We start from the raw sequence: 24,896 nt of genomic DNA, 5'->3' as shown, positions 1-24,896 counted from the left end.
TGGTTTTTTGGTAGGAGCCCCGCCCGGGGGGCGATGGGTGGTGGGGTGCGAGGCTTATCGCGACGGGGGCGTCGCTCTTACAGGGGAGATGCTGTGCATTTTGTAGGAGCCCCGCCCTCGGGGCGATGGCTTGTGGTTTGCGAGGCTTTTCGCGACGGGGGCGTCGCTCCTACAAGGGAGATGCCCTGCATTTTGTAGGAACCCCGCCCTCGGGGCGATAGGTGGTGGTTTGCGAGGCTTTTCGCGACGGGGGCGTCGCTCCTACAGGGGAGATGCCCTGCATTTTGTAGGAGCCCCGCCCTCGGGGCGATGGCTTGTGGTCTGCGAGGCTTTTCGCGACGGGGGCGTCGCTCCTACAAGGGAGATGCCCTGCATTTTGTAGGAACCCCGCCCTCGGGGCGATAGGTGGTGGTTTGCGAGGCTTTTCGCGACGAGGGCGTCGCTCCTACAGGGGAGATGCCCTGCATTTTGTAGGAGCCCCGCCCTCGGGGCGATGGCTTGTGGTTTGCGAGGCTTTTTGCGACGGGGGCGTCGCTCCTACACAAAAAAGCGTTGGGGTGACGGTTTACTGAGCGCTGTTTTGCAGGGCAGCAATGCGGTCTTCGATGGGCGGGTGGGTGCTGAACAGCTGACCAATGCCACCGGCAATGCCCATGGCGGCCATGCTCTTGGGCAATTCGGCGGTGTGCACGCCACCCAAACGGGCCAAAGCGTTGATCATGGGCTGCTTGCGGCCCATCAACTGGGCAGCGCTCGCATCGGCTCGGAATTCACGCTGACGGCTGAACCAAGCGACGATGATGGCCGCCAGAAAACCCAGCAAGATGTCCATCACGATGGTGGTGATGAAATAACCCATGCCGGGGCCTGTGCTTTCTTCGTCGTTTTTGCGCAGGAAGCTGTCCACGGCATAACCCACGATGCGCGAAATGAACACCACAAAGGTGTTCATCACACCTTGAATCAGGGCCATGGTGACCATGTCACCGTTGGCAATGTGCGCCACTTCGTGGGCCAGCACGGCTTCGATTTCTTCGTGGGTCATGTTTTGCAACAAGCCGGTGGACACGGCCACCAAAGCCGAATCGCGGAAAGCGCCGGTGGCAAAGGCGTTGGGGTCGCCTTCAAAAACGCCCACTTCGGGCATGCCGATGCCAGCTTTGTCGGCCAACTTGCGCACGGTGTCCACAATCCAGGCTTCGTCGGCGTTGGCCGGTTGGTCGATCAGGCGCACGCCCGAGGACATCTTGGCGATCCACTTGCTCATGAGCAAAGAAATGATGGCGCCACCAAAGCCCATGATCAGGGCAAAGCCGAGCAAAGCACCCAGGTTCAGACCGTTGGAGGTCAAAAATTTGTTCACGCCCAACAAACTGGCGACGAGGCCCAACACCACCACCACGGCAATGTTGGTCAAGACAAACAGAAAAATACGTTTCATGGAAGGTTTCTCTTTCAACCCGAAAGACGCGGGCACGTTGTGGCGAATATTAGGGGCTTGTTGCCCAAAATCAAGATGACCCGGTGATTTCCGGATTGGCGTACGGTTTTTCAGGCGGGTGCTGAGCGTTTGACCCGGCGCGGACGAAACACGCTGCGGTCTTCGTAAAAATCCGGGTCGGCGTTGCCCGGCCACCACCCTGGCACGCCCAAAATCGGCAAAGGACTGAAGGGTTTGAGGGCCAGTTTGCCGGCCGTCAGGTCATGGGCCAACCAATCGTCGATTTGGTCGTGTGGCACCTCGCCTGGCACTCGCCACAAATGCACCGTGATGGATTTGTAGGGCTGCACCAGTTTTTCGAGTGCGGCATGGCCAAAGGTCCACAGCCGGGTGTGGTGCCATTCATCGCGCCGCGTCACCAGGGCCTCGGTCCATTGGTGGGTGGTCAGGGCTTGCCACAGCGCGTCGGAGGGCTGGATCAGCCAGGCATTTTCATCAAACACCGTGGCCGCATCACGCACCGCGCCCCGCACCTGCCCCACGCCCGCGCGGGCAATTTCTGCGCCTTGCAGCCGGTTGAGCTGGCGCTTGGCCTGCGGAAAGTGCATCCAGCACAAGGCGTTGAAAAAGTCGTGCAAGCCTTCGCGGGTGGGCACCTGGCCATGCGCCAAGATGAAGTCTTCGTAAGCTTGCCCCTCTGGCAAATCGGCTTGCGGGACAAAAGCCACCGGGGCCAAGCCAGCCTCGCTCAGGGCTTGGGGCTGGGGCAGACCGGCCACCACGCGCTCGGCAATGGCCTGCCCCACTGGCCGCCAGTCGGCCAACCAGGGCGCGGTCCAGTCGATGTCGGCCACACCCAAAGCGCTGACGGCCTCGCAGCGGCAACCGGGCCGGTTGGGGCTGGCGGGATGGCTCAGAGGCTCACCATGCGCCACGGCAGGCTTTCGCCCGAGCGCAGGGGCTTGAGTTCGGCGTCGCCAAAAGCAAAGCTTTCGGCGGGCGTCCAGCTTTCACGGCGCAAAGTGATGGTGCCCGTGTTGCGCGGCAGGCCGTAAAAGTCTGCGCCATGGAAGCTGGCAAAGGCTTCGAGTTGGTCGAGTGCGCCGACTTGGTCAAAGGCCTCGGCATACAGCTCGATGGCCGCGTGCGCGGTGTAGCAACCGGCACAACCACTGGCGTGCTCTTTGAGGTGCGCCGGGTGCGGGGCGCTGTCGGTGCCCAAAAAGAAACGGGCGTTGCCGCTGGTGGCCGCTTGCACCAGCGCCAGCCGGTGCGTTTCGCGCTTGAGCACGGGCAGACAGTAATAGTGCGGGCGCATGCCACCCAAAAACAGGGCGTTGCGGTTGTACAGCAGGTGGTGTGCCGTGATGGTCGCGCCCAAGTTGGCGTCACCCTCGGTCACATACTGCGCAGCTTCTTTTGTGGTGATGTGTTCCATCACAATTTTCAGGCCTGGAAAGTCGCGGCGCAGGGGAATGAGTTGCTGCTCGATGAACACGGCTTCGCGGTCAAACAGGTCGATGTCGGAAGATGTCACTTCGCCATGCACCAGCAGCAGCACGCCTTCACGCTGCATGGCTTCGAGCACGGGGTAAATTTTGCGCAAATCCGTCACGCCCGCATCGCTGTTGGTGGTGGCGCCTGCTGGATAGAGCTTGCAAGCCACCACACCGGCGGCCTTGGCCAGGGCGATTTCGGCGGGTGCCAAGTTGTCGGTCAAGTACAGCGTCATCAAGGGCTCAAAAGCCATGCCCTGAGGCACGGCGGCCAGGATGCGCTGCTTGTAGGCCAAGGCCTGCTCGGCGGTGGTCACGGGTGGTTTGAGGTTGGGCATGATGATGGCGCGGCCAAACTGTGCGGCGGTGTGCGGCACCACCACGTTCAGGGCGGCGCCGTCGCGCACATGCAGGTGCCAATCATCGGGGCGAATGAGGGTGAGTTCTTGGGTCATGGGGCGTATTGTCGCAAACCCTGAACCGCCCACAAAAAGTGCAGGCTTGGTCTTTTTGCACCCCCATGATGCAGCCTCTGCGCTCCTGTGGTGCAAGGCCTGAGCCCCCTCTCAGGGCCACCCCTTGCTCGGTGATAACCCGAAGCAGTTGTCATTTTTTTTGATGCAAAATGGCTTTTTTAATTGTTGAGGTTCACCGATGAAAATTGTTCGCTCCCTGATCCAGCGCCCTTTGTTGGCCGCTTCTTTGCTGGCCCTGATGGGCTCGGTCGCCACCCCAGCCTTTGCTGGCAAAACTTTGGACGCCATCAAATCGCGCGGCATGCTGAACTGCGGCGTGAACCCCAGCCTGCCTGGTTTTGCAGCGGCTGACAGCCAAGGCAACTGGACCGGTCTGGACGTGGACGTGTGCAAGGCCGTGGCCGCCACCGTGTTGAACGACGCCGCCAAAGTCAAGTGGACGCCCCTGAACGCCACCCAGCGCTTTGCCGTGTTGCAAGCCGGTGAAATCGACATCCTGTCGCGCAACACCACCTGGACCCTGAACCGCGACGCCTCGCTGGGCCTGCACTTCACGGGCACCACCTACTATGACGGCCAAGGCTTCATGGTGACCAAAAAGTCCAAGATCACCAGCGCCAAGAGCCTCAAAGGTGCCACCGTGTGCGTGCAATCGGGCACCACCACCGAGAAGAACCTGAACGACTACTCCAAGGTCAACAAGCTCAACATCAAGCCTGTGGTGTTTGACACCCAGGAAGCCACCAACAAGGCTTACTTTGCAGGCCGCTGCCAGGCTTACACCACCGACGCCTCGGGCCTGGCCTCGGTGCGCAACAAAGAAGCCACCAACCCCGATGACCACGTCATCTTGCCCGACCTGATCTCCAAAGAACCCCTTGGCCCCAGCGTGCGCCGGGGTGACGACGAGTTCTTTGCCATCGTCAAATGGGTGGTTTACGCCCTGATCGAAGCCGAAGAATATGGCATCACCCAAGCCAACGTGGACCAAATGAAGAGCAGCACCGACCCCGTTGTGCAGCGCATCTTGGGCACCTCGGAAGACACCGGCAAATTGCTGGGCCTGGACAAAGAGTGGGCTTACCGCGCCATCAAGGCCGTGGGCAACTACGGCGAAATGTTCGAGCGCAATGTGGGCCCCAAGTCCACCCTGAAGCTGCCACGCGGTTTGAACAACCAGTGGAACAAAGGCGGCCTGATGTACGCACCACCCGTGCGCTGATCGACCCCCTTGTGTTTTTCTGATTCAGACAAACACGGCAACCCCTGAAAGGACATCGGCCCGCCTCGTGCGGGCCGATGCACGATGATGATCCCACCTGCTCCCCCCCCTCCCCCCCGATCACGCGCCTGGTCTTGGCGCAGCCAGTCCTTTCGGGGTCTGGTCTACCAAGTTTTGACCATTTTGCTGCTCGTGCTGGCCGTCAGTTATCTGCTGTCCAACACCTTTGCCAACATGCGCACGCGCGGCATTCAAAGCGGCTTCGATTTCTTTTTGCAACCCGCAGGCTTTGCCATTGGAGAGAGCCTGTTTGAGTTCGACTCAGCCCAAGGCTACTGGGTGGCCTATTTGGTCGGCCTGTCCAACACCTTGCGCGTGGCGCTGGTGGGCATTGCGCTGGCCACCGTGCTGGGCACCCTGATCGGCATCGGCCGCCTGTCCAACAACATGCTGGTGCGGGGCCTGTGCACGGTGCACGTCGAAGTCACCCGCAACGTGCCCTTGCTGCTGCAATTGTTCATGTGGTACTTCGCCATGACCGAACTGCTGCCCACGATTGAAGAGCCCTTCAAGCCCCTGGCCAGCGTGTTCCTGAGCAAAAACGGCTTGCAATATCCCTTGCCCGAATGGTCCACAGGCCACTGGGGCACCGTGATTGGCCTGATCGCCGGTGCTGTCGCGTGGCGCTTTTGGGCGCGCCGGGCCATTCGCCAATTTGAAATCACAGGCCAGTACCACCCCACACGCACCCACCTGATCGGGGCGCTGATTTTGTTGCTCGTCACCGCTGTGGGCTGGCTGGTGGGCGGTGCACCCAGTGCACTCAACATCCCCGAAACCACCGAAATCAACGTGATCGGCGGCGGATCGGTGACGCCCGAGTACCTGACCTTGCTGATTGGCCTGACCGTGTACACCTCGGGCTACATTGCTGAAGTGGTGCGCTCGGGCGTGCAGTCGGTGGCCTATGGCCAGCACGAAGCAGCCGTGGCGCTGGGCTTGCCCCGGTCGGCCGAATTGCGCCTGGTGCAACTGCCGCAAGCGCTGCGCGTGATCGTGCCGCCCTTGACCAGCCAGTACCTGAACCTGACCAAAAACTCCTCGCTGGCCGTGGCCGTGGGCTACCCCGACTTGGTCTCGATTGGCTCCACCGCGCTCAACCAGACGGGCCGCGCCATCGAGTGCATCGCCGTGGTGATGCTGTGCTACCTGAGCTTGAGTTTGCTGACCTCGGCGCTCATGAACATTTACAACCGCCGTGTGCAGATCAAGGACCGCTGATGAACCACGCTGTCTTTACCCCGATTGCCGCCCGCCAGCCGCCCAGCAACCAAGTCGGTTTGCTGCCTTGGCTGCGCAGCCGATTTTTTGACGGCTGGGCCAACAGCTTGCTGACCGTGCTGGTGCTGGCCCTGCTGGCCTGGGCCTTGCCGCCCATGCTGAATTGGACCGTGTTCAACGCCGTGGTGCAGGCCGACAACGCCGCCTGCCGCGCCGCCGAAGGTGTGGGGGCCTGCTGGGGCGTGGTGACCGAAAAAGGTCGCCTCATCCTGTTTGGCCGCTACCCCTACGACGAACAATGGCGTCCACTGATCGCGTCCAGCTTGCTGGTGCTGCTGTTGGTGCTGAGTTGCCTGCGCAGCTTCTGGCGTCCCGCGCTGGTGGTGGCCTGGGTGGCTGTTTACGCGGTGTTTTACGGACTCATGAGCGGCGGTTTTGCCGGCCTGACCCCGATTGACACCGAACGCTGGGGCGGCCTGCCGCTCACGCTGCTGTTGTCGAGCGTGAGCTTGGTGGTGGCGTTTCCGTTGGCGATTTTGCTGGCCTTGGGCCGGCAGTCCCAGCTGCCCGCGATCCGCACCCTGTGCGTGATCTTCATCGAATTCGTGCGCGGCGTGCCACTGATTTCGGTGCTCTTCATGGCCTCCTTCATCTTGCCGCTGTTCATGCCCAACGGTGGCAAGATCGACGTGCTGGTGCGGGTGCTGATCGGCATGACCTTGTTCACCGCCGCCTATCTGGCCGAGGTGATTCGCGGCGGCTTGCAAGCGCTGCCCAAAGGCCAGGTCGAAGCCGCGCATTCGCTGGGCATGGGCTACTGGCAAATCCAGCGCAAGATCGTGCTGCCTCAGGCCCTGCGCCTGGTGGTGCCCTCCATCGTCAACACCTTCATTGGGGCCTTCAAAGACACCTCGCTGGTGACGATCGTGAGCCTTTACGACCTGACGGGTGCGGTGCAGCTGGCCTTGGGCGACGCCGACTGGCGCAAGTTCTTCATCGAAGGCCAGCTGTTTGTGGCGGCCATTTATTTCATCGCCTGTTTTGCCATGTCGCGCTACAGCCATTGGCTCGAAGGCCACCTCAACACCGGAACCCGGAGACAGTAACGTGAGCACCCCCATCATCGAATTTTCCAAAGTCAACAAATGGTATGGCGACTTTCATGTGCTACGTGACATCGACCTGTCGGTGGCGCGTGGCGAACGCATCGTGGTGTGCGGGCCCTCGGGCTCGGGCAAATCCACCCTGATCCGCTGCATCAACCGCCTCGAAGAGCACCAGGCCGGTCACCTCACGGTAAATGGCGTGGAGCTGACCGACGACGTCAAGTCCATCGAATCGGCACGTCGCCAAGTCGGCATGGTGTTCCAGCAGTTCAACCTGTTTCCGCACCTGACGGTGCTGGAAAACCTGACGCTGGCCCCCATGTGGGTGGGCAAGGTGCCCAAAGCCGAGGCCGAAGAACGCGCCATGCAGCAGCTCAAACGTGTGCGCATTGCCGAGCAAGCGCACAAGTACCCGCTGCAACTGTCCGGCGGCCAGCAGCAACGCGTGGCCATTGCCCGCGCCCTGTGCCTCACGCCCAACATCATGCTGTTTGACGAGCCCACCTCGGCGCTCGACCCCGAAATGGTGGGCGAAGTGCTGAACGTGATGGTGGAGATGGCCGACCAGGGCATCACCATGATCTGCGTGACCCACGAAATGGGCTTTGCCCGCCAGGTGGCCGACCGCGTGATCTTCATGGATCAGGGGCAAATCGTCGAGCAAAACACCGCTGCAGCGTTCTTTGACAACCCGCAAAACGAACGGACACAAGACTTTTTGTCCAAGATCCTGGCGCATTGAGCCTGCGCTTTGTTTCAACGCATTGCCCCGTCCATGCCCTCACCCGACTTTGACACCTCCCAAGAAAGCCGGGGCGATGGTGCGGCGAGGCCATTTGGCAACAGCTACTGGCTCTGGACCGGCCGCGTGTTGGCAGGCGAGCATCCGGGGCTTTTGGGCGCAGAGGCCTTGGCTGAGCGGCTGGCGGCCCTGGCCGATGCGGGCATCACCCACTTTGTGGACCTGACCTCGCCACACGACCCGGTGCCGCCCTACCAGCCGCTGCCCTTGCCCCTGTCGGGGCCTGAGACCACAGCACCACGGCCTGCCCAACGCCTCTCCCACCCGATCACCGATTTTGGTGTGCCCAGCGTGGCCGGCATGCAGGCCATCCTGAACGATGTGCAAACCGCACTGGACCAAGGCGGCAAGGTGTACCTGCACTGCCGCGCCGGCATTGGCCGCACCGGCACCGTGGCCGCCACTTGGCTGGTGTCGCAAGGCCTGTCGCCCGAACAGGCGCTGGACCTGCTGGCCCAAAAATGGCGCGCAGTCGACAAACATGCCCAAGAACCCCACAGCCCCGAAACCGAAGCCCAGCGCCAGTTCGTGCTGCGCTGGCCTGCGCAAGGCATTTGAATCTCACAGCCAAAGGGGGGGGTGCCTGATGCAGGGCCATGAGCAGGTACATTGAACTGATGGCGGGGCTCCTACAAACAGGCAGTCAACCATAACCCCTGAAACTGGGCTCCCACATTCCCCCTGTAGGAGCGACGCCCTCGTCGCGATCAAGCCTCGCAGACCACCACCCATCGCCCCGGGGGCGGGGCTCCTACAAGCAGGCAGGCAACCATGACCCTTTAACTAGGCTCCCACAGTCCCCCTGTAGGAGCGACGCCCTCGTCGCGATCAAACCCCGCAGACCACCACCCATCGCCCCGAGGGCGGGGCTCCTACAAACAGGCAGGCAACCATGACCCTTTAACTAGGCTCCCACAGTCCCCCTGTAGGAGCGACGCCCTCGTCGCGATCAAGCCTCGCAGACCACCACCCATCGCCCCGGGGGCGGGGCTCCTACAAAAAGGCAGTCAGCCAGTGACCATGAAACTGGGCTCCCACATTCCCCCTGTAGAAGCGACGCCCTCGTCGCGATCAAGCCTCGCAGACCACCACCCATCGCCCCGGGGGCGGGGCTCCTACAAACAGGCAGTCAACCATGCCCCTGTAACTGGGCTCCCACAGTCCCCCTGTAGGCGCGACGCCCTCGTCGCGATCAAGCCTTGCAGACCACCACCCAGACAAAAACGCTCAAGTGGCAAGGCCCCCATCGCTGCCTGAATCGACGGCTGTGCGGACCAAATAGGCCCACAAATCTTGCACCGAGCGACCTGCCAAGGGCTTGTGGCGTGACTTTTCGCGGTAAGCCCGCACCTCCATGGTCAGCACCATGGGCGGTTCGTGCGGCAAAAAAGCACGCACCAAAGCACCCGACTCCAATTCCTTGGTCACCGCACTTTGCGGCAAAAACGCCAGACCATGGCCCTCAAGCGCCATGCCCTTCAAACCCTCGGCCATGTCGGTCTCGTACACACGGTCCACATGAATCACCGTGCCCGATTGCTTCAACATCCAATCGGTCACCGCCCCCAAATAAGCCCCAGGGGCATAACCCAAATAGGGCAAAGGCCTGGCACTGCTGCCGGGCAAACGAAACAAAGGCTCACCCGCTGCATCGGCCTTCACGTAAGGGGCCATCTCCTCGTGGCCCAGCACCACCATGTCGTAGCGCTCAGGGTCCAGCTGCAAGGGCTGTGAGGGGTGGTGATAAGCGATCAACACATCGCAGCCCCCTTCCACCAAACGCATGGCGGCATCGTGCACATTCAAGGCCATGAGCCGGGTTTTGATGGGCCCAAAACCCTCGCGCAAACGTGCCAACCAAGCAGGAAAAAAGGTCAACGCCAATGTGTGCGGCACCGCGAACTCCAGCACATCCTGCCCCGCACTGGCATGGCTGCGCAGCATGGCGCGGGTGGTCTGCAAGGACTGCAGCAACTCCAAGGCTTGCCCGTACAAAGTCTCCCCGGCGGGGGTCAAGCTGGTGGGGTAAGAGCTGCGGTCCACCAAATCTGCCCCAGCCCAGGCCTCCAGCGACTGGATGCGCCGGGAAAACGCCGGTTGCGTGACGTGCCGCAACTGCGCCGAACGGCTGAAACTGCGCGTTTCGGCCAAACTCACAAAATCTTCCAACCATTTCGTTTCCATGGCGCGATTATGGTTGAGCGTTGGGGCGTTGGGCCTTTGGGGCTTTGTAGGAGCGACGCCCTCGTCGCGATCAAGCCTCGCAGACCACCACTCATCGCCCCGGGGGCGGGGCTCCTACAAACAGGCAGGCAGCCAGTGACCCTGATGCATGGCTCTACATTTCCCCTGTAGGAGCGACGCCCTCGTCGCGATCAAGCCTCGCAGACCACCACTCATCGCCCCGGGGGCGGGGCTCCTACAAACAGGCAGTCAGCCGGTGACCCTGATGCATGGCTTCACATTTACCCTGTAGGAGCGACGCCCTCGTCGCGATCAAGCCTCGCAGACCACACCCCATCGCCCCGGGGGCGGGGCTCCTACACAGAGGCCGTCAGCCAGTGACCTGAGGGTGGCGCTTTTACAAATTGCAGCGGCGCACGATCTCGGCGGTGGAGGCGCTTTGGTTCATGGTGTAGAAGTGAATGGCGGGCACGCCGCCGTTGATGAGTTGCTCGCACAGGTCACTCACCACATCCAGGCCAAAGGCCTTGATGGACTCCACATCATCGCCATAGCCTTGCAAACGCAAGCGGATCCAACGCGGGATCTCGGCACCACAAGCGTCGGAAAAACGCAGCAGCTGCGAGGAACTGGTGATGGGCATGATGCCGGGCACCACGGGCACGTCCACGCCGAGTTTGTAGGCATCGTCTACAAAGCGGAAGTAGGCATCGCTGTTGTAAAAATATTGGGTGATGGCCGAGTTAGCACCGGCCTTGACCTTGGTGGCAAATGCTTGCAAGTCGGACTCGGGCGACTTGGCTTGGGGGTGGATTTCGGGGTAAGCCGCCACTTCGATGTGGAAATCGTCACCCGTCTCGGCCCGGATAAAGGCCACCAGATCGCTGGCGTAGTGGAACTCGCCACCTGCGCCATAGCCGCTGGGCAAGTCGCCGCGCAAAGCCACCAAGCGCTTGACCCCCATGGCCTTGAGCGTGGCCAGCTCTTCGCGCACCGAAGCCTTGGTCGCGCCAATGCACGAAAAGTGCGAAGCGGCTGCGACACCCTCGCTCAGGATGGCGCTCACGGTGGAAAAGGTGCCCTCTTGCGTCGACCCGCCTGCGCCGTAAGTGACCGAGCAAAACTCAGGCTTCAGGGCGTACAACTTTTCGCGCACGCCGCGCAGATTTTCTGCACCTTCGGGCGTTTTGGGTGGAAAAAATTCCAAGCTGATGGGCAGTTTCAAACCAGACATCACAACACCTTCAAAAATTCAATAGTCGTTGGCCTTGGCATAGGCCTTGGCGGCCAGATCGGCCTCGTGCGCCACACGGGTGGCCTCGCGAGCGGGCAAAACGACCGCCGGGTCGGGCCAGCAGGCCTGCACAAAAAATTCATGGTTGCCGTCACCCCCCGCAATCGGGCTGTCCAGCCAGGCGGTGACCTTCATGCCCAGCTCGGTCAAAGCCGTGCGCACGCGGTTTTCGATGAAGGGAAAATGCGTGTCGCCTTTCACGATGCCGCCCTTGCCCACCTGACCGGGTTGCAATTCAAACTGGGGTTTGACCAGCATCAGCAATTGGCCTGTGGGTTTGAGCAAATGCACCACGCCCGGCAGCACCAGCGTGAGCGAGATGAACGACACATCGCCCACCATCAGGTCAAAGCCTTCCAGCGCATCGGGAATGCGTTCGTCACCGGGCTCCAGCTCGCGGGCATTCACGCCTTCGATGCAAATCACCCGTTCATCCTGGCTGATGCGCGGGTGCACCTGGGCATGGCCCACGTCAATGCCCACCACCTCGGCCGCGCCGTGCTGCAGCAAACAGTCGGTGAAACCGCCTGTGCTTTGGCCCACGTCCAGACAGCGCAAGCCGTCCACCTGCACACCCGTGGCCTTCAATGCGCCTTCGAGCTTGAGACCGCCACGCGAGACATAACGCGACTCGGCGTCGTCCAGCAACTCCAGGGCTGCGCTCTCGGGCACCTCGTCGCGGTTTTTGACGACGGTGCGCCACTGGCCGTCGGGCTGCTGCCACTTCACGCCCCCAGCAATGAGTCGCTGGGCTTGTGAGCGGGAGGCGGCCAAGCCACGTTCGACGAGAAGTTGGTCAATGCGCATGCGGTTGGATTCAGTCAAACAATGGTGGGAGGGATGTACGCGCGATGGTGCAGGATCAAGCATGTCGGGGCTAAAGCCACCGACCTACGGAGCGGCATCTGTAGGTCGGCGGGTTCAGCCCCGACGTGACGTCGCAAAAACACCACGAAGGCTGAACCCCTCAACCCACTCAGCGCATCAATAGCGGTAAGTGTCGGCCTTGTAAGGACCATTCTTGGACACGCCGATGTAAGACGCTTGCTCGTCGCTCAGCTCGGTCAGCATCGCGCCGACTTTCTTCAGGTGCAAACGGGCCACTTTCTCGTCCAAATGCTTGGGCAACACATAGACCTTGCCGGACTCGTATTGGTCTTGCTTGGTGAACAGCTCGATCTGGGCAATGGTCTGGTTGGCAAACGAAGACGACATCACAAAGCTGGGGTGGCCGGTGGCGCAACCCAGGTTCACCAGGCGGCCTTTGGCCAACAAGGTGATCTTCTTGCCATCGGGGAAGATGACGTGGTCGACTTGGGGCTTGATCTCGTCCCACTGGCACTTGTCCAGCGAAGCGACGTCGATTTCGTTGTCAAAGTGACCGATGTTGCAGACGATGGCTTCGTCTTTCATGGCGGCCATGTGCTCGTAGCGGATCACGTTCTTGTTGCCGGTGGCTGACACGAAGATGTCGCACTTGTCGGCGGCGTATTCCATGGTCACAACCTTGAAGCCTTCCATCGCGGCTTGCAGGGCGTTGATCGGGTCGATTTCGGTCACCCAGACTTGGGCGCTCAAGGCACGCAGGGCTTGGGCCGAACCCTTGCCCACGTCACCGTAACCGGCCACCACAGCCACTTTGCCGGCGATCATCACGTCGGTGGCGCGTTTGATGGAGTCGACCAAGGATTCACGGCAGCCGTACAGGTTGTCGAACTTGCTCTTGGTCACCGAGTCGTTCACGTTGATGGCGCGGAACATCAGGCTGCCTTTGGCGGCCATTTCGTTCAGGCGCAGCACGCCGGTGGTGGTCTCTTCGGTCACGCCAATGATGTGCGCACCCTTGCGGCTGTACCAGGTGGGGTCCACAGCCAGCTTGGCCTTGATGGCGTTGAACAGGCAGGTCTCTTCTTCGCTGGTGGGGTTGGCGATCAAGGACGCGTCGGTTTCGGCGCGCTTGCCCAGGTGCATGAGCAGCGTGGCGTCGCCGCCGTCGTCCAAGATCATGTTGGGGCCTTCGCCGGGCGTGCCTGCGGGGCCAAAGTCAAAAATGCGGTGGGTGTAATCCCAATAGTCGGCCAGGGTCTCGCCCTTGATGGCAAAAACGGGCGTGCCCTTGGCGGCAATCGCCGCAGCGGCGTGGTCTTGGGTCGAGAAGATGTTGCAAGAAGCCCAACGCACGTCAGCGCCCAGGGCTTGCAGGGTCTCGATCAGCACGGCCGTCTGGATGGTCATGTGCAGCGAGCCGGTGATGCGAGCGCCCTTCAAGGGCTGCGCTGCGTTGAACTCTTCGCGGATGGCCATCAGGCCGGGCATTTCGGTCTCGGCGATTTTGATTTCTTTGCGGCCCCAATCGGCCAGGCCGATGTCGGCAATCACGCAATCAGCGTTAACGGTGGAAGGCATACGTGCATTCATGAGAAAAGCTCCAAAGCAATGTGAAAAAGCCACACGCATGGATGAAAGCACTGAATGGAAGGTACAGGCTCACCGCACGTCGTGTGGATGAGCGTCGTTGCTGTTTGAAGGTTCCGAGCCTCACGCCTGCTGCCAGCTTTGGGGCTGGTGGGCGCTGCAACGCTCCTCGGAAGTTGCTGATTATAGCGAGCCGCTCACAGGGCTGCCGTGAACACGGTCCTGCAACGCAACACGCAGACTCTCGCTGAGGGCTGGCAGCTCTTGCACAATGGTTTGGTAAAGGATTTCGTGGGCGACCTGTTCATAACCGTGTGCCAGGATGTTGCGCAAACCAATCATTTGTCGCCAAGGAATTTGAGGAAATTGAACATTTGAATCCCCTATCCTGGCCGCAGCCTCACCCAAATTAATGAACAATTTCTCAACAGCGAGGCACAAAACTCTTTGACTTTGGAACTCTGTGGGACTCAAGCCCACAACCAAGGATTGCAGCTCCTCAGAAAAACCAAGCATGTCGGCCAAGTGCGCAGGTGCGCGGTCAGTGCTCATTGGTAAAGTAAACGCAATTGGGGCTCAATGGCCTTGCGTCTGAAGGGGTTGTTCAACACCGAGGGAAAAGCCAAATCCACGCTCTTTCCATCAAAGACCATGGACAGCTCATGTTGCATGTCCACCAGCGCAAAGCCTGTGGGGTATTGGTTGGGAATGAATTCGACCAACAAGTCGACATCGCTATCAGACCTTTCTTGCCCTTGCGCAGCCGATCCAAACATTTGCATGCGGCGAACCTTATAACGCCGACAAATATCGGCAATGAGGGCTTGCTGTTGAGGCGCGATGTTCATAAGCGATCATTATGAAACAGTTCAAACAGTGGCGAAAGTGGATGCCAACTGTGGGAGCCCCCCGGGCAATGGTTCGTGGCCTGCCAGGCTTTTCGCGACGAGGGCGTCGCTCCTACAAGGGGATTCACCTCACTCACAGCGCCCAGAAGGCACCCCCCTTGGCCCGTTAAAATCTCCCCCATCGCGGCCACCCTTGGCCGCCCGCTCAGCACCCCTGCGGTGCCACCCCGATCAGGACCCCCTTGTGACCTACGCCCACGAAACCCGGCGCCGCCGGACGTTTGCCATCATTTCCCACCCCGATGCCGGTAAAACCACGCTGACTGAAAAGCTCTTGCTGTTTTCGGGCGCGATCCAGATCGCCGGCTCGGTCAAGGCCCGCAAGGCCTCACGCCACGCCACGTCCGACTGGATGGAAATCGAAAAGCAGCGTGGCATCTCGGTGGCTTCGTCCGTGATGCAGATGCTCTACCGCGAGCACGTCATCAACCTGCTCGACACCCCCGGCCACAAAGATTTCAGCGAGGACACTTACCGCGTGCTCACGGCGGTGGACTCGGCGCTCATGGTCATTGACGCGGCCAACGGTGTGGAAGCGCAGACCCGCCGCCTGATCGAGGTCTGCCGTCAGCGCGACACGCCCATCATCACCTTCGTCAACAAAATGGACCGCGAAGTGCGCGACCCGCTCGACATCCTGGACGAAGTCGAGCGCGAGCTGGGCATGCCCTGCGTGCCCATGACCTGGCCCGTGGGCCAGGGCAAGAGCTTCGGCGGCATCATCAACCTGCGCACGCAGGCCATGACGGTGTTTGACTCGGGCAGCGAACGCCTGCCGCAAGACTTCGAAACCATCCCCCTGACCGAGCAAGCCCAATTGGCCGAGCGCTTTGGCCTGGAATGGCAAACCGCCATGGACAGCATGGAGCTGGCCACTGGCGCATCGCCCGCGTTTGACGAAGCGGCGTTCTTGGCGGGCAAACAAACGCCCGTGTTCTTTGGCTCCGGCGTGAACAACTTCGGTGTGATGGAAGTGCTGGACGCGCTGGTCGACCTGGCCCCCGCGCCCAAGCCCCGCACCAGCAATCTGCTGGTCAACAAACAGCCCGTGGTCAAAGAAATCCAGCCCGAAGACAGCGCGTTCTCGGGCGTGGTGTTCAAGGTGCAAGCCAATATGGACGCCAACCACCGCGACCGCATCGCCTTTGTGCGCATGGCGTCGGGCAAATACACACCCGGCATGAAGCTCAAGGTGCAGCGCACCGGCAAAGAGCTGCGGCCCACCAGCGTGGTGACCTTCATGAGCCAACGTCGCGAAGCTGTGGAAGAGGCCTTTGCAGGCGACATCATTGGCTTTACCACCCATGGCGGCGTGCAGCTGGGCGACACCATCACCGACGGCGCGAATTTGCAGTTCACCGGCCTGCCCTTCTTTGCGCCCGAACTCTTCATGACCGTGATCCTGAAGAACCCGCTGCGCACCAAACAACTGCAAACCGGCTTGGACCAGTTGGGCGAAGAAGGCGCGATCCAGGTCTTCAAACCCGAAATCGGTGGCCCCATGCTGCTGGGCGCGGTCGGTCAGCTGCAGTTTGAAGTGGTGCAACACCGCCTGAAAGCCGAATACGACTGCGATGTGCGATTGGAGGGCTGCCAGTACACCGGTGCTCGCTGGATCACGGCCGACACCCCGGCCGAGCTGCGCGAATTCACCAACGCCTACCCGCAACGCATGTCGCTGGACGCGGCAGGTACGCTGGCGTATTTGTGCACCAGCCCTTACGACGTGCGCCTGGCGCAAGAGCGCTTTCCCAAAATCCACTTCCACCCGCTGCGCGAGCATGCCGGGCTGTCCTTGGGCAGCGCAGGCTGAATGGGTTTGACCTTGGGCGTCTCCCTTGTGGGAGCGACGCCCCCGCCGCGATAAGCCTTGTGGACCACCAAGAATCGCCCGGAGGGCGGGGCTCCTACAAAAGGTTTTCATGAAACCACTTTCTGACTGGCATACGCCGCAAGGCCTCATTGGCGTCTTCACCGACATCGATGACACACTGACCACCGATGGCGCGATCACCCCCGATGCCTTGCAGGCCCTGGCCGCTCTGAAAGCCGCTGGCCTGCATGTGGTGCCGATCACCGGGCGGCCTGTGGGCTGGAGCGAGCCCTTTGCGGCCACTTGGCCGGTGGACGCCATCGTGGCCGAAAACGGAGCGGTGGGGCTGCAACACTCGGCCAGCTTGGGTTTACGCAAGCTCTACCAGCAAGACGCGGCCACACGCAGTGCCAATTTCAGCCGCATGCAAACGGTCCTGACTCACATTGAAAACAACGTGCCGGGTGCGCGACGTTCACAAGACAGCGTCGGGCGCGAGACCGACATCGCCATTGACCACAGTGAATTCACGCACTTGCCGCAAACGGCCATCGACAGCGTGGTGCGCATGATGCAAGCAGCAGGCATGACGGCGACGGTGAGCAGCATCCACATCAACGGCTGGTTTGGCGAGCACAGCAAGCTGACAGGTGCCCGCTGGATCGTGCGCGAACTGTGGGGCCGCGATCTGGACGCCGAAATCGAGCGCTGGGCCTATGTGGGCGACTCGACCAATGACCAGGTGATGTTTGAGCACTTTGCGCACAGCGTGGGCGTGGCCAACATCCGGCGCTTTGAGGCGCAGCTGACGCACCCGCCGCGCTACATCACCCTCAGTGAACGCGGCGCGGGGTTTGCTGAAATGACACGGCATCTGCTCGGGCCAACGACCATCTCCCTGTAGGCGCTTGCCCTGCAAGTGATCACCCCCCGCAGGACGCTGTCGCGTCCATCGCCAGCAGGGCTGGCTCCTACAAAGGGCACAACGGTCAAGGTTTTTGTAGGAGCCAGCCCTGCTGGCGATGGCGACGGTTGTTAGGGGTGCGACGGTTGATCGCTTGCTGGGCTGACTCCTACAAAACCCTAGAAGGCGGTGTGGATGTCTTGCAGGGCGGTCAGGGGGTCGTGGCCGCTCAGGGCTTGCAGGCGCAGGCGGGACATCAGGTAGAGGTAGCGGGCCTGGATCAGGTCGCGGTGGGTGGTGGCCAGTTGTTGTTCGACGTTGAGCACATCGAGTTGGGTGCGCACACCGGCCAACACCGACTTGCGGGTGGAGTCGAGCAGCTGTTCATTCGAGCGCACGGCTTGCTCCAGGGCGCGGATTTTCAAAACTCCTTCGGTCACACCACGGTATTCCCGGTGAATGCGCAAACCCAAATCGCGGCGCATGGCCTCCAGGGCTTCTTCTTGGCGCAGCTTTTCGGCCACGGCCTGGCGCTCCAGCGAGCTCACGTAACCGCCCTGGTACAGCGGAATCGTCAGCTGAAAACCGAGGGTCTTGTTTTCGAAGCTCGAATTCAAACGCGTCACGTTTTCGCTGCCACTGTCCGACCACTGCGCCACCGCGTCCAAGGTGGGGGCATGGCCAGCTTTGGCTTTTTGGATCTCTTTGTCGGCCGCCTGCAAACGCGCTTGCAGCGACTTGACCTCGGGGCTGTGGGCCAGGGCTTTGTCCAGCCAGGCGTTCAAGTCCAGGCCCAAGGCGGGCAAGGCTTGCAAGCCGGTGGGGTGCAAAGGCTGCAACTGCGGCACGGGCTGGTTGAGCAAAATTTCCAGCTGACGCCGCGTGTAGTCCTCGTTTTGACGCGCCTCCAACTCTTGCGCCAGGGCCATGTCCAAACGGGCCTTGGCATCGTCCATGTCGGTGCGGGTGCCGGTGCCCAGCGCCAGCGCTTTTTCGGCCGCCGCCAGCACGGTGGTGAACTGCTGCTTTTGGCTCAGCACCAACTTGAGCTGCTCGCTGCTCATCAGGGCTTCGAAATACGCACCGCCCACACGCACCGACAGGTTTTGCACTTCACGCTCAAACACCGCCTCGGCCTCGCCCACCATGTCCGTGGCTTGCTGGTACTGGATGTACTTGGGCATGTTGAACAAGGGCTGGCGCAAAGACAGCGTCTTGTTGAAGCTGAAATAGTCGTCACGCGAGACCGACTCGTTCCCCAGCACATTGGTGCTGGTGGTGGTGAGCCGGTTGCTGCTGCGTGCCCAATTGGCCGACACCGAGGGCAGCAACTGCGCCCGGGCCTGGGGCAGGCGCTCACGCCCGGCATCCAGCGCGGCACGCGAGGCGCGAATGGTGGCGTCTTGTTCCAAGGCCAGCTTGTAGGCGTCCAGCAAACCCATGGCCTGCGCGCCCAAACTGGCAGCGCTCAGGGCCAGCGCCCACGCGGTTTTTTGAAATGTCGTGCGCATCATTCTTCCTTCATCGAACCAGCCAAACGCTTGGTCAACGGGTTCAGCAAATACGTCAACATCGAGCGCTCGCCCGTCTTGATGACGATTTCGACCGGCATGCCTGGCTGCAACTGGCGTGCGCCCAAGGTCTTTTTGCCCGCTTCGGTGAGCTGCAAACGGGCCAGAAAATGCGCCATTTGTGGGTTTTGTGGATCGGTCACCAGGTCGCCCGAGATCGACAGCACCTGGCCCTCGACCACCAACTGGGGCGAATGCGCGAAGGTGTTGAAGCGCACATCGGCCAACAAACCCACACGGATCTTGTCGATCAAGTGCGGCGCAATGTGCGCCTCCAGCAACAAGTCTTGCTCTTGCGGCACCACATCCATCAGCTTTTGTCCGGGCTGCACCACAGCGCCCACTGTCTGCACCGCCAGGCCCATCACATGGCCTGCGGCGGGTGAGCGAATGTCGATGCGCTCCAGGTCTTGCTTTTGGGCCGCAAACTTTTCGGCATCGGCTTGCACCTCACGCGAGACCTCGGCCAGCTGCGTCTCGACCTCTTTGCGGTACTCTGACGAGCGGGCCAACAAACGCTGGTTCAGCTCGGCAATCGAGCGGGTGGCGCGCAACGCCGTGCCCGACAAATCGGCCATCGAGGCCTGCACATCGGCCACCTGCCGCTCGATCTCCATCTGGCGGTTGCGCGGGGCGTAGCCGTCTTTGACCAGCTCGCGCATGTTCTTCAACTCGTCTTGCAAAATGGCCAGCTGCTTTTGGCGCTGCGCCAACACCTCTTGCGAGGCATCACGCTGGGCCTTCAGGCCACCAATGGCCTCTTCCATGCCCTGCAAATCGGCCTGCAAAGCCTGGCGGCGCGACTCGAACAACTGGCGCTGGTTGTTCACCTGCGCCATGATTTGCGGGTCGCTCATGGCCTGCTGCACCTCGGGGCGGAACTCGATTTTGGCCAAGCCCCGCTGCTCAGCCTGCAAGCGGCTTTGCATGGCGCTCAAGCCCACATAACGCTGGCGCACCGCCTCAAAATTGGCCTTGCTCACCGACGCATCCAGGCGCATCAGCACCTGATCGGCCTTGACCTCTTGGCCTTCGCGCACCAACACCTCTTGCACAATGCCGCCCGTCAAGTGCTGCACCGACTTGCGCTTGGTGTCGATGGCCACCGTGCCGGCACTGGGCACGCCCTCGTCCAGCGGGGCCAGACCGGCCCACAGCAAAAAGCCGCCAAAACTCAGCGCCAACACCCACAAACCCTTGCGGGCAATGCCCTGCGTATCGGCCGAAGCCCGCAAAGCGTTTTCATCGCCAGGGCGCACCCACTGCGCATCCTCAACCCGCGAGCCCAACTGTTTGGATAATTTTTGATTCGACATCACCAGACCTCAAGATAAATAGTTAAGCCGACACACCGGCTGCAGGCGCAGAGGCGGCAGACAGTGCAGCGGCCTCGCGTTGTTCTTTCAGGGCCTGCAACACCCCGTCGCGGGGGCCGCTGGCCACCAGCTGACCGTCTTGCAAAAGAACCACCCGATCGGCCACCGACAACACCCCGGGGCGGTGGCTGATCAAGACCACATTGGCGCCTTTGCTTTTGAGCCAATGCATCGCGTTGAGCAAGGCTTTTTCGCCCTCGTCGTCCAAATTGGCATTGGGCTCGTCCAGCACCACCAGCGAAGGCTCGCCATACAAGGCCCGGGCCAGGCCAATGCGTTGGCGCTGCCCCCCCGACAAGAACGAACCCGCCTGCCCCATGGGCGTGTCATAGCCCTTGGGAAAACGCAAAATCATCTGGTGCAAACCGGCCGCCTCGGCCGCCGCAATCACCGCGTCCGAATTGACCTCGCCCATGCGGGCAATGTTTTCGGCCACCGTGCCATCGAACAGCTCGATGTCTTGCGGCAAATAACCCACATAAGGCCCCAAACTCTCGCGGGTCCAATCGGTGATGGGGCGGCCATCGAGCAAGACCCGGCCCTCGGGCAACAGGCCAATGCCCATCATGGCGCGGGCCAAAGTCGACTTGCCCGAACCCGAAGGCCCCAACACCACCGTCACCGTTCCCGGCAAGGCCACAAAGCTCACCCCATCGAGCACCGGCTTGGCACACCCCGGTAAACGCACCGTGACGTTTTCCAGGCTCAGCTGCCCCACCGGGCGGGTTTTGAGCACATCGGTGCGGCCCGGCGGCGACAGCTGCAGCAAAGTGCGCAAACGCTCATAGGCCTCTTTGGTGCTTAAAAAGTTCGGCCAAGTGCTCACCAGCAAATCGATGGGGGCCAAGGCGCGGGTCATCAACACATTGGCCGCGATCATGGCGCCCGGGCTGATCTCGCCCACCACCACCAACCACGCCCCCGCGCCCAAACTGAGCGACTGCTGCGTGTAACGCACAAACTTGCTCACCGCCGTCAAAACACCGGTTTTTTGCTGCGCATCGCCCGACAACAGCAAGGCCTTGACCTGCTTGTCGCGCCAGCGGCGGTACAGGCCATCGAGCATGCCCATCGACACCAACACATCCACATTGCGCAGCTTGGAGCTTAAAAACCCCTGCGTCTCGGACTGCGCCCCATTGGCCACACGCTGCGCCTCTTTGCTCAGGCCGTGGCCAAACCAGGCAATGCAGCCTTGCACCACGGCAAACACCAGCGCCAGCACCCCCAAAGCCGGGTGCAGCAAAAACAGCACTGCCACATAAATCGGCACCCAAGGGCTGTCAAAAAAGGCAAACACCCCATTGCCCGTGAGGAACTGGCGCAGCGCCGTCAAGTCGCCAAACGCCTTGGCCGGGGCCGAATCGCTGGGGTTGAGGTAAGCCAAAAACGTGCCCTTGAACACCCGCTGGCTCAGCATCTGGTCCAGCTTGACCCCTGTGCGCACCAACAACAAAGACCGCGCCCATTCAGAAAACGCCATCACCCCAAACAAAAACAAACAAATGACCGACACCACCAACAGCGTCATGTGACTTTGGCTGACCATGACGCGGTCGTACACCTGCAGCATGTAAATCGTGGGCGTGAGCATCAGCAAGTTGACCACCATGCTGAACACCCCCACCACCGCAAACTCGCGGCGCAAGCTCCACAACACGGCCTGCAACTCATCGCGCAACACTGGATTTATGGGTTTCATCGACACACTCACGCTCCTTCTCCTGCCGGGGCAGACACCGCCGCCACGGGCGCAGCCGGGGGCACTTGCGGCGCGGGTGCGCCCCGCAACTTTTGCAACACATCGGCCGTGGGGCCAAACACCTGCTGCCCCCCATCTCGCAACACCAACATGCGGTCAGACACCGCCAGCACACTGGTGCGGTGGGTGATCACCACAAACGACGTGCCCTGCGCCTTGAGCGACGCAATCGCCTGGTTCAAGGCCAAATCGCCTGCCTCGTCCAAACTCGAATTGGGCTCATCGAGCACCACAAACACCGGCTTGCCATACAGCGCCCGAGCCAAGGCCACACGCTGACGCTGCCCGCCCGACAGCAAGCCACCATCACGGCCCACGGGCGTGTCGTAGCCTTTGGGCAAAGCCTGAATAAAACCGTGCAAACCCACCTGCTGCGCCGCCTCTTGCACACGCACCATGTCCACCTCGCCAAAGCGGGCGATGTTTTCGGCCAGCGTGCCCTCCAGCAGTTCAACGCCCTGCGGCAGGTAACCCAAATACGGGCCCAACTCGGCCTTGTCCCACACATGCATGTCCACGCCATCCAGGCGCACTTTGCCTGCTACGGGATGCCAAATGCCCATGAGCAACTTGGCCAGCGATGTTTTGCCCGAAGCCGACGGCCCCACCACCGCCAACACCGAACCTGGCGGCACATCGAACTTGAGGCCGCTGAGCAAGGTTGTCGCCTGGCCAGGTGCCGAAGCCACCAAACCCTCGACCGTCAAATGCCCACGCGGTGCGGGCAAAGGCATGTTTTGCGCCCGCTCGGGCACCTCGGTCAGCAAGGTCTCCAGGCGCTGCCAAGCCGCTTGCGCATTCACAATCGCGCTCCACTGCTGCACGATCTGCGTCAGCGGGGCCAGCAAACGCCCACCCAGCACCGAGCTGATGATCATCATCGCGGCCCCGCCATTGAGCTCGTTGCGCAACATGAACCACGCCCCCAAGCCCAACAACACCGAGCCCATCAACTGCTGCAACAACTTCGACGCCGCATTCAGCCCGCCCGCAGCCTCTGAGGCCTTGGCCTGAAAAGCCAAAAACGCATCCTGGCGCTTTTGCCACAGCCGCTGCACCGACGCCACCATGCCCATCGACTCCATGACCTGCACATTGCGCAGCGAAGTCTCGGCATAGGTCTGGGCAAACTGCGAACGGCGCTGCGCCTCCAGCAAAGGCTGGCGCGACACCTTTTGCAGCAACCAAGCCACCGAGGTCTGCGCCACCGCCCCCACCACCGCCGCCCAACCCAACCAAGGGTTGATCGCAAAAATCAAGAACATCGACACCAGGCCAATGGGCAACTCAAAAAACGCCGACAAAGCCGGGTTGTAAAAAAACTCGCGCACCGAGCGGAAATCGTTTTGCGCCCCAATGGCACCGGCCATTTGCTTGCGCTGAATGCCATCAAACATCGCGTTGTAAATGCGCTGCGACATCTTCAGCTCCAGCTGAATGCCCACGCCCCACAACAGGCGCGAACGCAGCTTTTCCAGCACCTCCATCACCGCATAAGCGCCCAAAGCCACCACCGTCAGCGAGGCCAGGGTCATCAAATTGCGGCTGTTCACCACGCGCTCGTACACCTCCAGCATGTACACCGTGGACGTGAAACCCAGCAGGCCAATGACCAAGCTGATCAATACAGCCGTTCGCCACGCCGGGGCAAATTGAGCCAGAGCCAACTTGAGCTCTGAGGGAGAAGAATTGGGCTTCATCAAGCAACCTCTACAGAAACGTAATCCGGAATCAAAGCGCCCGGGTCCAACACCACAGGCAGCTCGGCCGCCTGGTCAACCGGCTCCAAAGCCGACTCAGACGCCAACCAAAACGACAACACAAACACCCCGTCGGAGCCCCGACTGAGCACAATCTCGCGCAACTTGCCCTGCTCAAACAGCGCCAACTGCTCGGGCACCAAGGTCAACTCAAACTGCATGCGCCCATCGAGCGTGAACAGCGACAACTTGCCCTGCTTCAGGCTCAAGGTGTGGCGGTCAAAGTACACCGGGCAGGTCTCGGCAAAACGCAGCGACGGCAACGGCCGGTCGCCCATCTTTTGCACCTGAAACGGGCTGCTGGGGCTTTGGTAAATCAAGCGGGCCGTGCGCGACACCGCATAAATCGCGTTGCACACCATCTGCGAGCCCAGCGCCGGAAACTGATCGCGCAACGCCCGGTAATGCAAATGGTGCAAAGCCACCCGGTTCCACACCCGACTGCGCGACACCTCGGGCGCCAACTGGTTACACGCCTGCGAAAACACCTTCTGCAACGACAACAGCCGCTCAAATTGAGCGGCTGTGGTGTTCAGCGGGATGCGCAGAAAATTATTCATATAGGAAGATTATAGATACTCCTATATGAACTAATTTTCTATTTGATGTGTTTTTTTGTAATACCTGGGAGTGAATGGGGGTCTGCCCCCATTTTTGTGGGCGATGGTCTTCATGTCTTTGTGGGAGCCCCGGGCGATGGTCTGCTGCCTTTGTGGGAGCCCCGCCCTCGGGGCGATGGTCTGCTGCCTTTGTAGGAGCCCCGCCCTCGGGGCGATGGGTGGTGGTCTGCAAAGCTGATCGCGACGAGGGCGTCGCTCCTACAGGGGGCAGATCCCGTTTAATTGGGGTCAGATCCACTACTGTCCGGAGATTTCTGGGAAAAGACAAAACTGGGCTTCAGGCTCCCCGGTTTCATCGTTTAGCAACTGCTCACCGAGCAGTTCGGCCAGCGGCTTGACCTCGAACAAGGACAAGCTGAGGACCTGCAAGATGGCGTGCATTGACCCCTCCAACGCGAGTCTTTTTTTGACAATGGCCACCACCACGTAGGTGCATACAGCGCACCAAATTTGGGTTTTGACGGC

General features: G+C 61.2%; 20 protein-coding genes, 2 pseudogenes and 1 riboswitch. Of the genes and pseudogenes, 7 read left to right on the top strand and 15 right to left on the bottom strand.

All coding sequences use genetic code 11. From position 1 onward, the window contains the following. Positions 1-565: 565 nt before the first annotated feature. From htpX to pyrC, 3 genes and pseudogenes are all read right to left on the bottom strand, one after another. Positions 566-1,441: a protease HtpX gene (gene htpX, locus AMM41_RS20870; RefSeq protein ID WP_089963782.1), complete on the bottom strand. Its 876-nt coding sequence runs from the start codon at positions 1,439-1,441 to the stop codon at positions 566-568. Positions 1,442-1,554: 113 nt separating this feature from the next. After that, a pseudogene (locus tag AMM41_RS20865) lies at positions 1,555-2,376 on the bottom strand (DUF3025 domain-containing protein); the annotation flags it as partial. Then, positions 2,355-3,392: a dihydroorotase gene (gene pyrC / locus AMM41_RS20860; protein WP_089963777.1), complete on the bottom strand. Its 1,038-nt coding sequence runs from the start codon at positions 3,390-3,392 to the stop codon at positions 2,355-2,357. The gene pyrC and the pseudogene AMM41_RS20865, both read right to left, overlap by 22 nt. A 259-nt stretch (positions 3,393-3,651) precedes the next feature. Here pyrC and AMM41_RS20855 point away from each other — a divergent pair, with 259 nt between their 5' ends. The 5 genes from AMM41_RS20855 to AMM41_RS20835 all read left to right on the top strand — a co-directional run bounded on the left by AMM41_RS20855 (position 3,652) and on the right by AMM41_RS20835 (position 8,382). Continuing rightward, a complete protein-coding gene (locus tag AMM41_RS20855; RefSeq protein ID WP_089963791.1) occupies positions 3,652-4,635 on the top strand; it encodes an amino acid ABC transporter substrate-binding protein in 984 nt (327 codons plus the stop codon). Between the two features lie 174 nt (positions 4,636-4,809). Continuing rightward, positions 4,810-5,916 carry an amino acid ABC transporter permease gene (locus AMM41_RS20850; RefSeq protein ID WP_228769386.1) on the top strand — a complete coding sequence of 369 codons (1,107 nt, stop codon included), beginning with the start codon at positions 4,810-4,812 and terminating at the stop codon, positions 5,914-5,916. Further along, positions 5,916-7,022 carry an amino acid ABC transporter permease gene (locus AMM41_RS20845; RefSeq protein WP_089963775.1) on the top strand — a complete coding sequence of 369 codons (1,107 nt, stop codon included), beginning with the start codon at positions 5,916-5,918 and terminating at the stop codon, positions 7,020-7,022. The genes AMM41_RS20850 and AMM41_RS20845 overlap by 1 nt, the downstream gene beginning before the upstream one ends. Position 7,023: 1 nt before the next feature. Continuing rightward, the gene (locus AMM41_RS20840; protein ID WP_089963773.1) at positions 7,024-7,764 is read left to right on the top strand and encodes an amino acid ABC transporter ATP-binding protein; all 741 of its coding nucleotides are present in this window, start codon (positions 7,024-7,026) and stop codon (positions 7,762-7,764) included. A gap of 33 nt (positions 7,765-7,797) precedes the next feature. Then, positions 7,798-8,382 (top strand): protein-tyrosine phosphatase family protein, encoded by a 585-nt coding sequence (locus tag AMM41_RS20835; RefSeq protein ID WP_194944917.1) that lies wholly within the window; start codon positions 7,798-7,800, stop codon positions 8,380-8,382. Positions 8,383-9,051: 669 nt separating this feature from the next. Here AMM41_RS20835 and AMM41_RS20830 read toward each other — a convergent pair. The 6 genes from AMM41_RS20830 to AMM41_RS20805 all read right to left on the bottom strand — a co-directional run bounded on the left by AMM41_RS20830 (position 9,052) and on the right by AMM41_RS20805 (position 14,565). Then, on the bottom strand, positions 9,052-10,008 hold the full coding sequence (locus tag AMM41_RS20830) for a LysR substrate-binding domain-containing protein (RefSeq protein ID WP_089963769.1): 957 nt from the start codon (positions 10,006-10,008) through the stop codon (positions 9,052-9,054). A 397-nt stretch (positions 10,009-10,405) separates the two neighbouring features. Beyond that, positions 10,406-11,242 carry a methylenetetrahydrofolate reductase [NAD(P)H] gene (gene metF, locus AMM41_RS20825; protein ID WP_089963767.1) on the bottom strand — a complete coding sequence of 279 codons (837 nt, stop codon included), beginning with the start codon at positions 11,240-11,242 and terminating at the stop codon, positions 10,406-10,408. Positions 11,243-11,260: 18 nt separating this feature from the next. Next, positions 11,261-12,109 carry a TlyA family RNA methyltransferase gene (locus tag AMM41_RS20820; RefSeq protein ID WP_089963766.1) on the bottom strand — a complete coding sequence of 283 codons (849 nt, stop codon included), beginning with the start codon at positions 12,107-12,109 and terminating at the stop codon, positions 11,261-11,263. Positions 12,110-12,286: 177 nt separating this feature from the next. Beyond that, positions 12,287-13,720 (bottom strand): adenosylhomocysteinase, encoded by a 1,434-nt coding sequence (gene ahcY, locus AMM41_RS20815; protein ID WP_089963788.1) that lies wholly within the window; start codon positions 13,718-13,720, stop codon positions 12,287-12,289. Between the two features lie 82 nt (positions 13,721-13,802). Beyond that, positions 13,803-13,894, bottom strand: a riboswitch (S-adenosyl-L-homocysteine riboswitch). Positions 13,895-13,900: 6 nt separating this feature from the next. After that, positions 13,901-14,233, bottom strand: coding sequence for a HepT-like ribonuclease domain-containing protein (locus AMM41_RS20810; protein WP_194944916.1), 333 nt, complete (start codon positions 14,231-14,233; stop codon positions 13,901-13,903). 32 nt (positions 14,234-14,265) lie between these two features. Further along, complete coding sequence (locus AMM41_RS20805; RefSeq protein WP_089963762.1) at positions 14,266-14,565, bottom strand: nucleotidyltransferase family protein; 300 nt, start codon at positions 14,563-14,565, stop codon at positions 14,266-14,268. A 244-nt stretch (positions 14,566-14,809) separates the two neighbouring features. On the opposite strand from AMM41_RS20805, the gene AMM41_RS20800 reads away from it, so the two are divergent. Beyond that, positions 14,810-16,438, top strand: coding sequence for a peptide chain release factor 3 (locus AMM41_RS20800; RefSeq protein WP_089963786.1), 1,629 nt, complete (start codon positions 14,810-14,812; stop codon positions 16,436-16,438). Between the two features lie 109 nt (positions 16,439-16,547). Beyond that, positions 16,548-17,342, top strand: a complete 795-nt coding sequence (locus AMM41_RS20795) for an HAD-IIB family hydrolase (protein ID WP_089963760.1) — start codon at positions 16,548-16,550, stop codon at positions 17,340-17,342. A gap of 179 nt (positions 17,343-17,521) precedes the next feature. Here AMM41_RS20795 and AMM41_RS20790 read toward each other — a convergent pair whose 3' ends face one another. From AMM41_RS20790 to AMM41_RS22335, 6 genes and pseudogenes are all read right to left on the bottom strand, one after another. Next, positions 17,522-18,853: a TolC family outer membrane protein gene (locus tag AMM41_RS20790; protein WP_089963784.1), complete on the bottom strand. Its 1,332-nt coding sequence runs from the start codon at positions 18,851-18,853 to the stop codon at positions 17,522-17,524. Then, the gene (locus AMM41_RS20785; protein ID WP_089963759.1) at positions 18,853-20,229 is read right to left on the bottom strand and encodes an HlyD family type I secretion periplasmic adaptor subunit; all 1,377 of its coding nucleotides are present in this window, start codon (positions 20,227-20,229) and stop codon (positions 18,853-18,855) included. The genes AMM41_RS20790 and AMM41_RS20785 overlap by 1 nt, the downstream gene beginning before the upstream one ends. A 22-nt stretch (positions 20,230-20,251) precedes the next feature. Further along, positions 20,252-21,991 carry a type I secretion system permease/ATPase gene (locus tag AMM41_RS20780; protein ID WP_089963757.1) on the bottom strand — a complete coding sequence of 580 codons (1,740 nt, stop codon included), beginning with the start codon at positions 21,989-21,991 and terminating at the stop codon, positions 20,252-20,254. 8 nt (positions 21,992-21,999) lie between these two features. Next, positions 22,000-23,751 carry a type I secretion system permease/ATPase gene (locus AMM41_RS20775; RefSeq protein WP_089963756.1) on the bottom strand — a complete coding sequence of 584 codons (1,752 nt, stop codon included), beginning with the start codon at positions 23,749-23,751 and terminating at the stop codon, positions 22,000-22,002. Next, positions 23,751-24,371 carry a hypothetical protein gene (locus tag AMM41_RS20770; protein WP_089963754.1) on the bottom strand — a complete coding sequence of 207 codons (621 nt, stop codon included), beginning with the start codon at positions 24,369-24,371 and terminating at the stop codon, positions 23,751-23,753. The genes AMM41_RS20775 and AMM41_RS20770 overlap by 1 nt, the downstream gene beginning before the upstream one ends. Before the next feature lie 399 nt (positions 24,372-24,770). Further along, a pseudogene (locus AMM41_RS22335) lies at positions 24,771-24,896 on the bottom strand (IS4 family transposase); the annotation flags it as partial.

It is taken from the genome of Limnohabitans sp. 2KL-3 (assembly GCF_001269405.1).
Lineage (GTDB): Bacteria > Pseudomonadota > Gammaproteobacteria > Burkholderiales > Burkholderiaceae_C > Limnohabitans_A.
The sequence above is the reverse complement of the archived record's forward strand: the minus strand, read 5'-3'. Positions and strand labels throughout refer to the sequence as shown.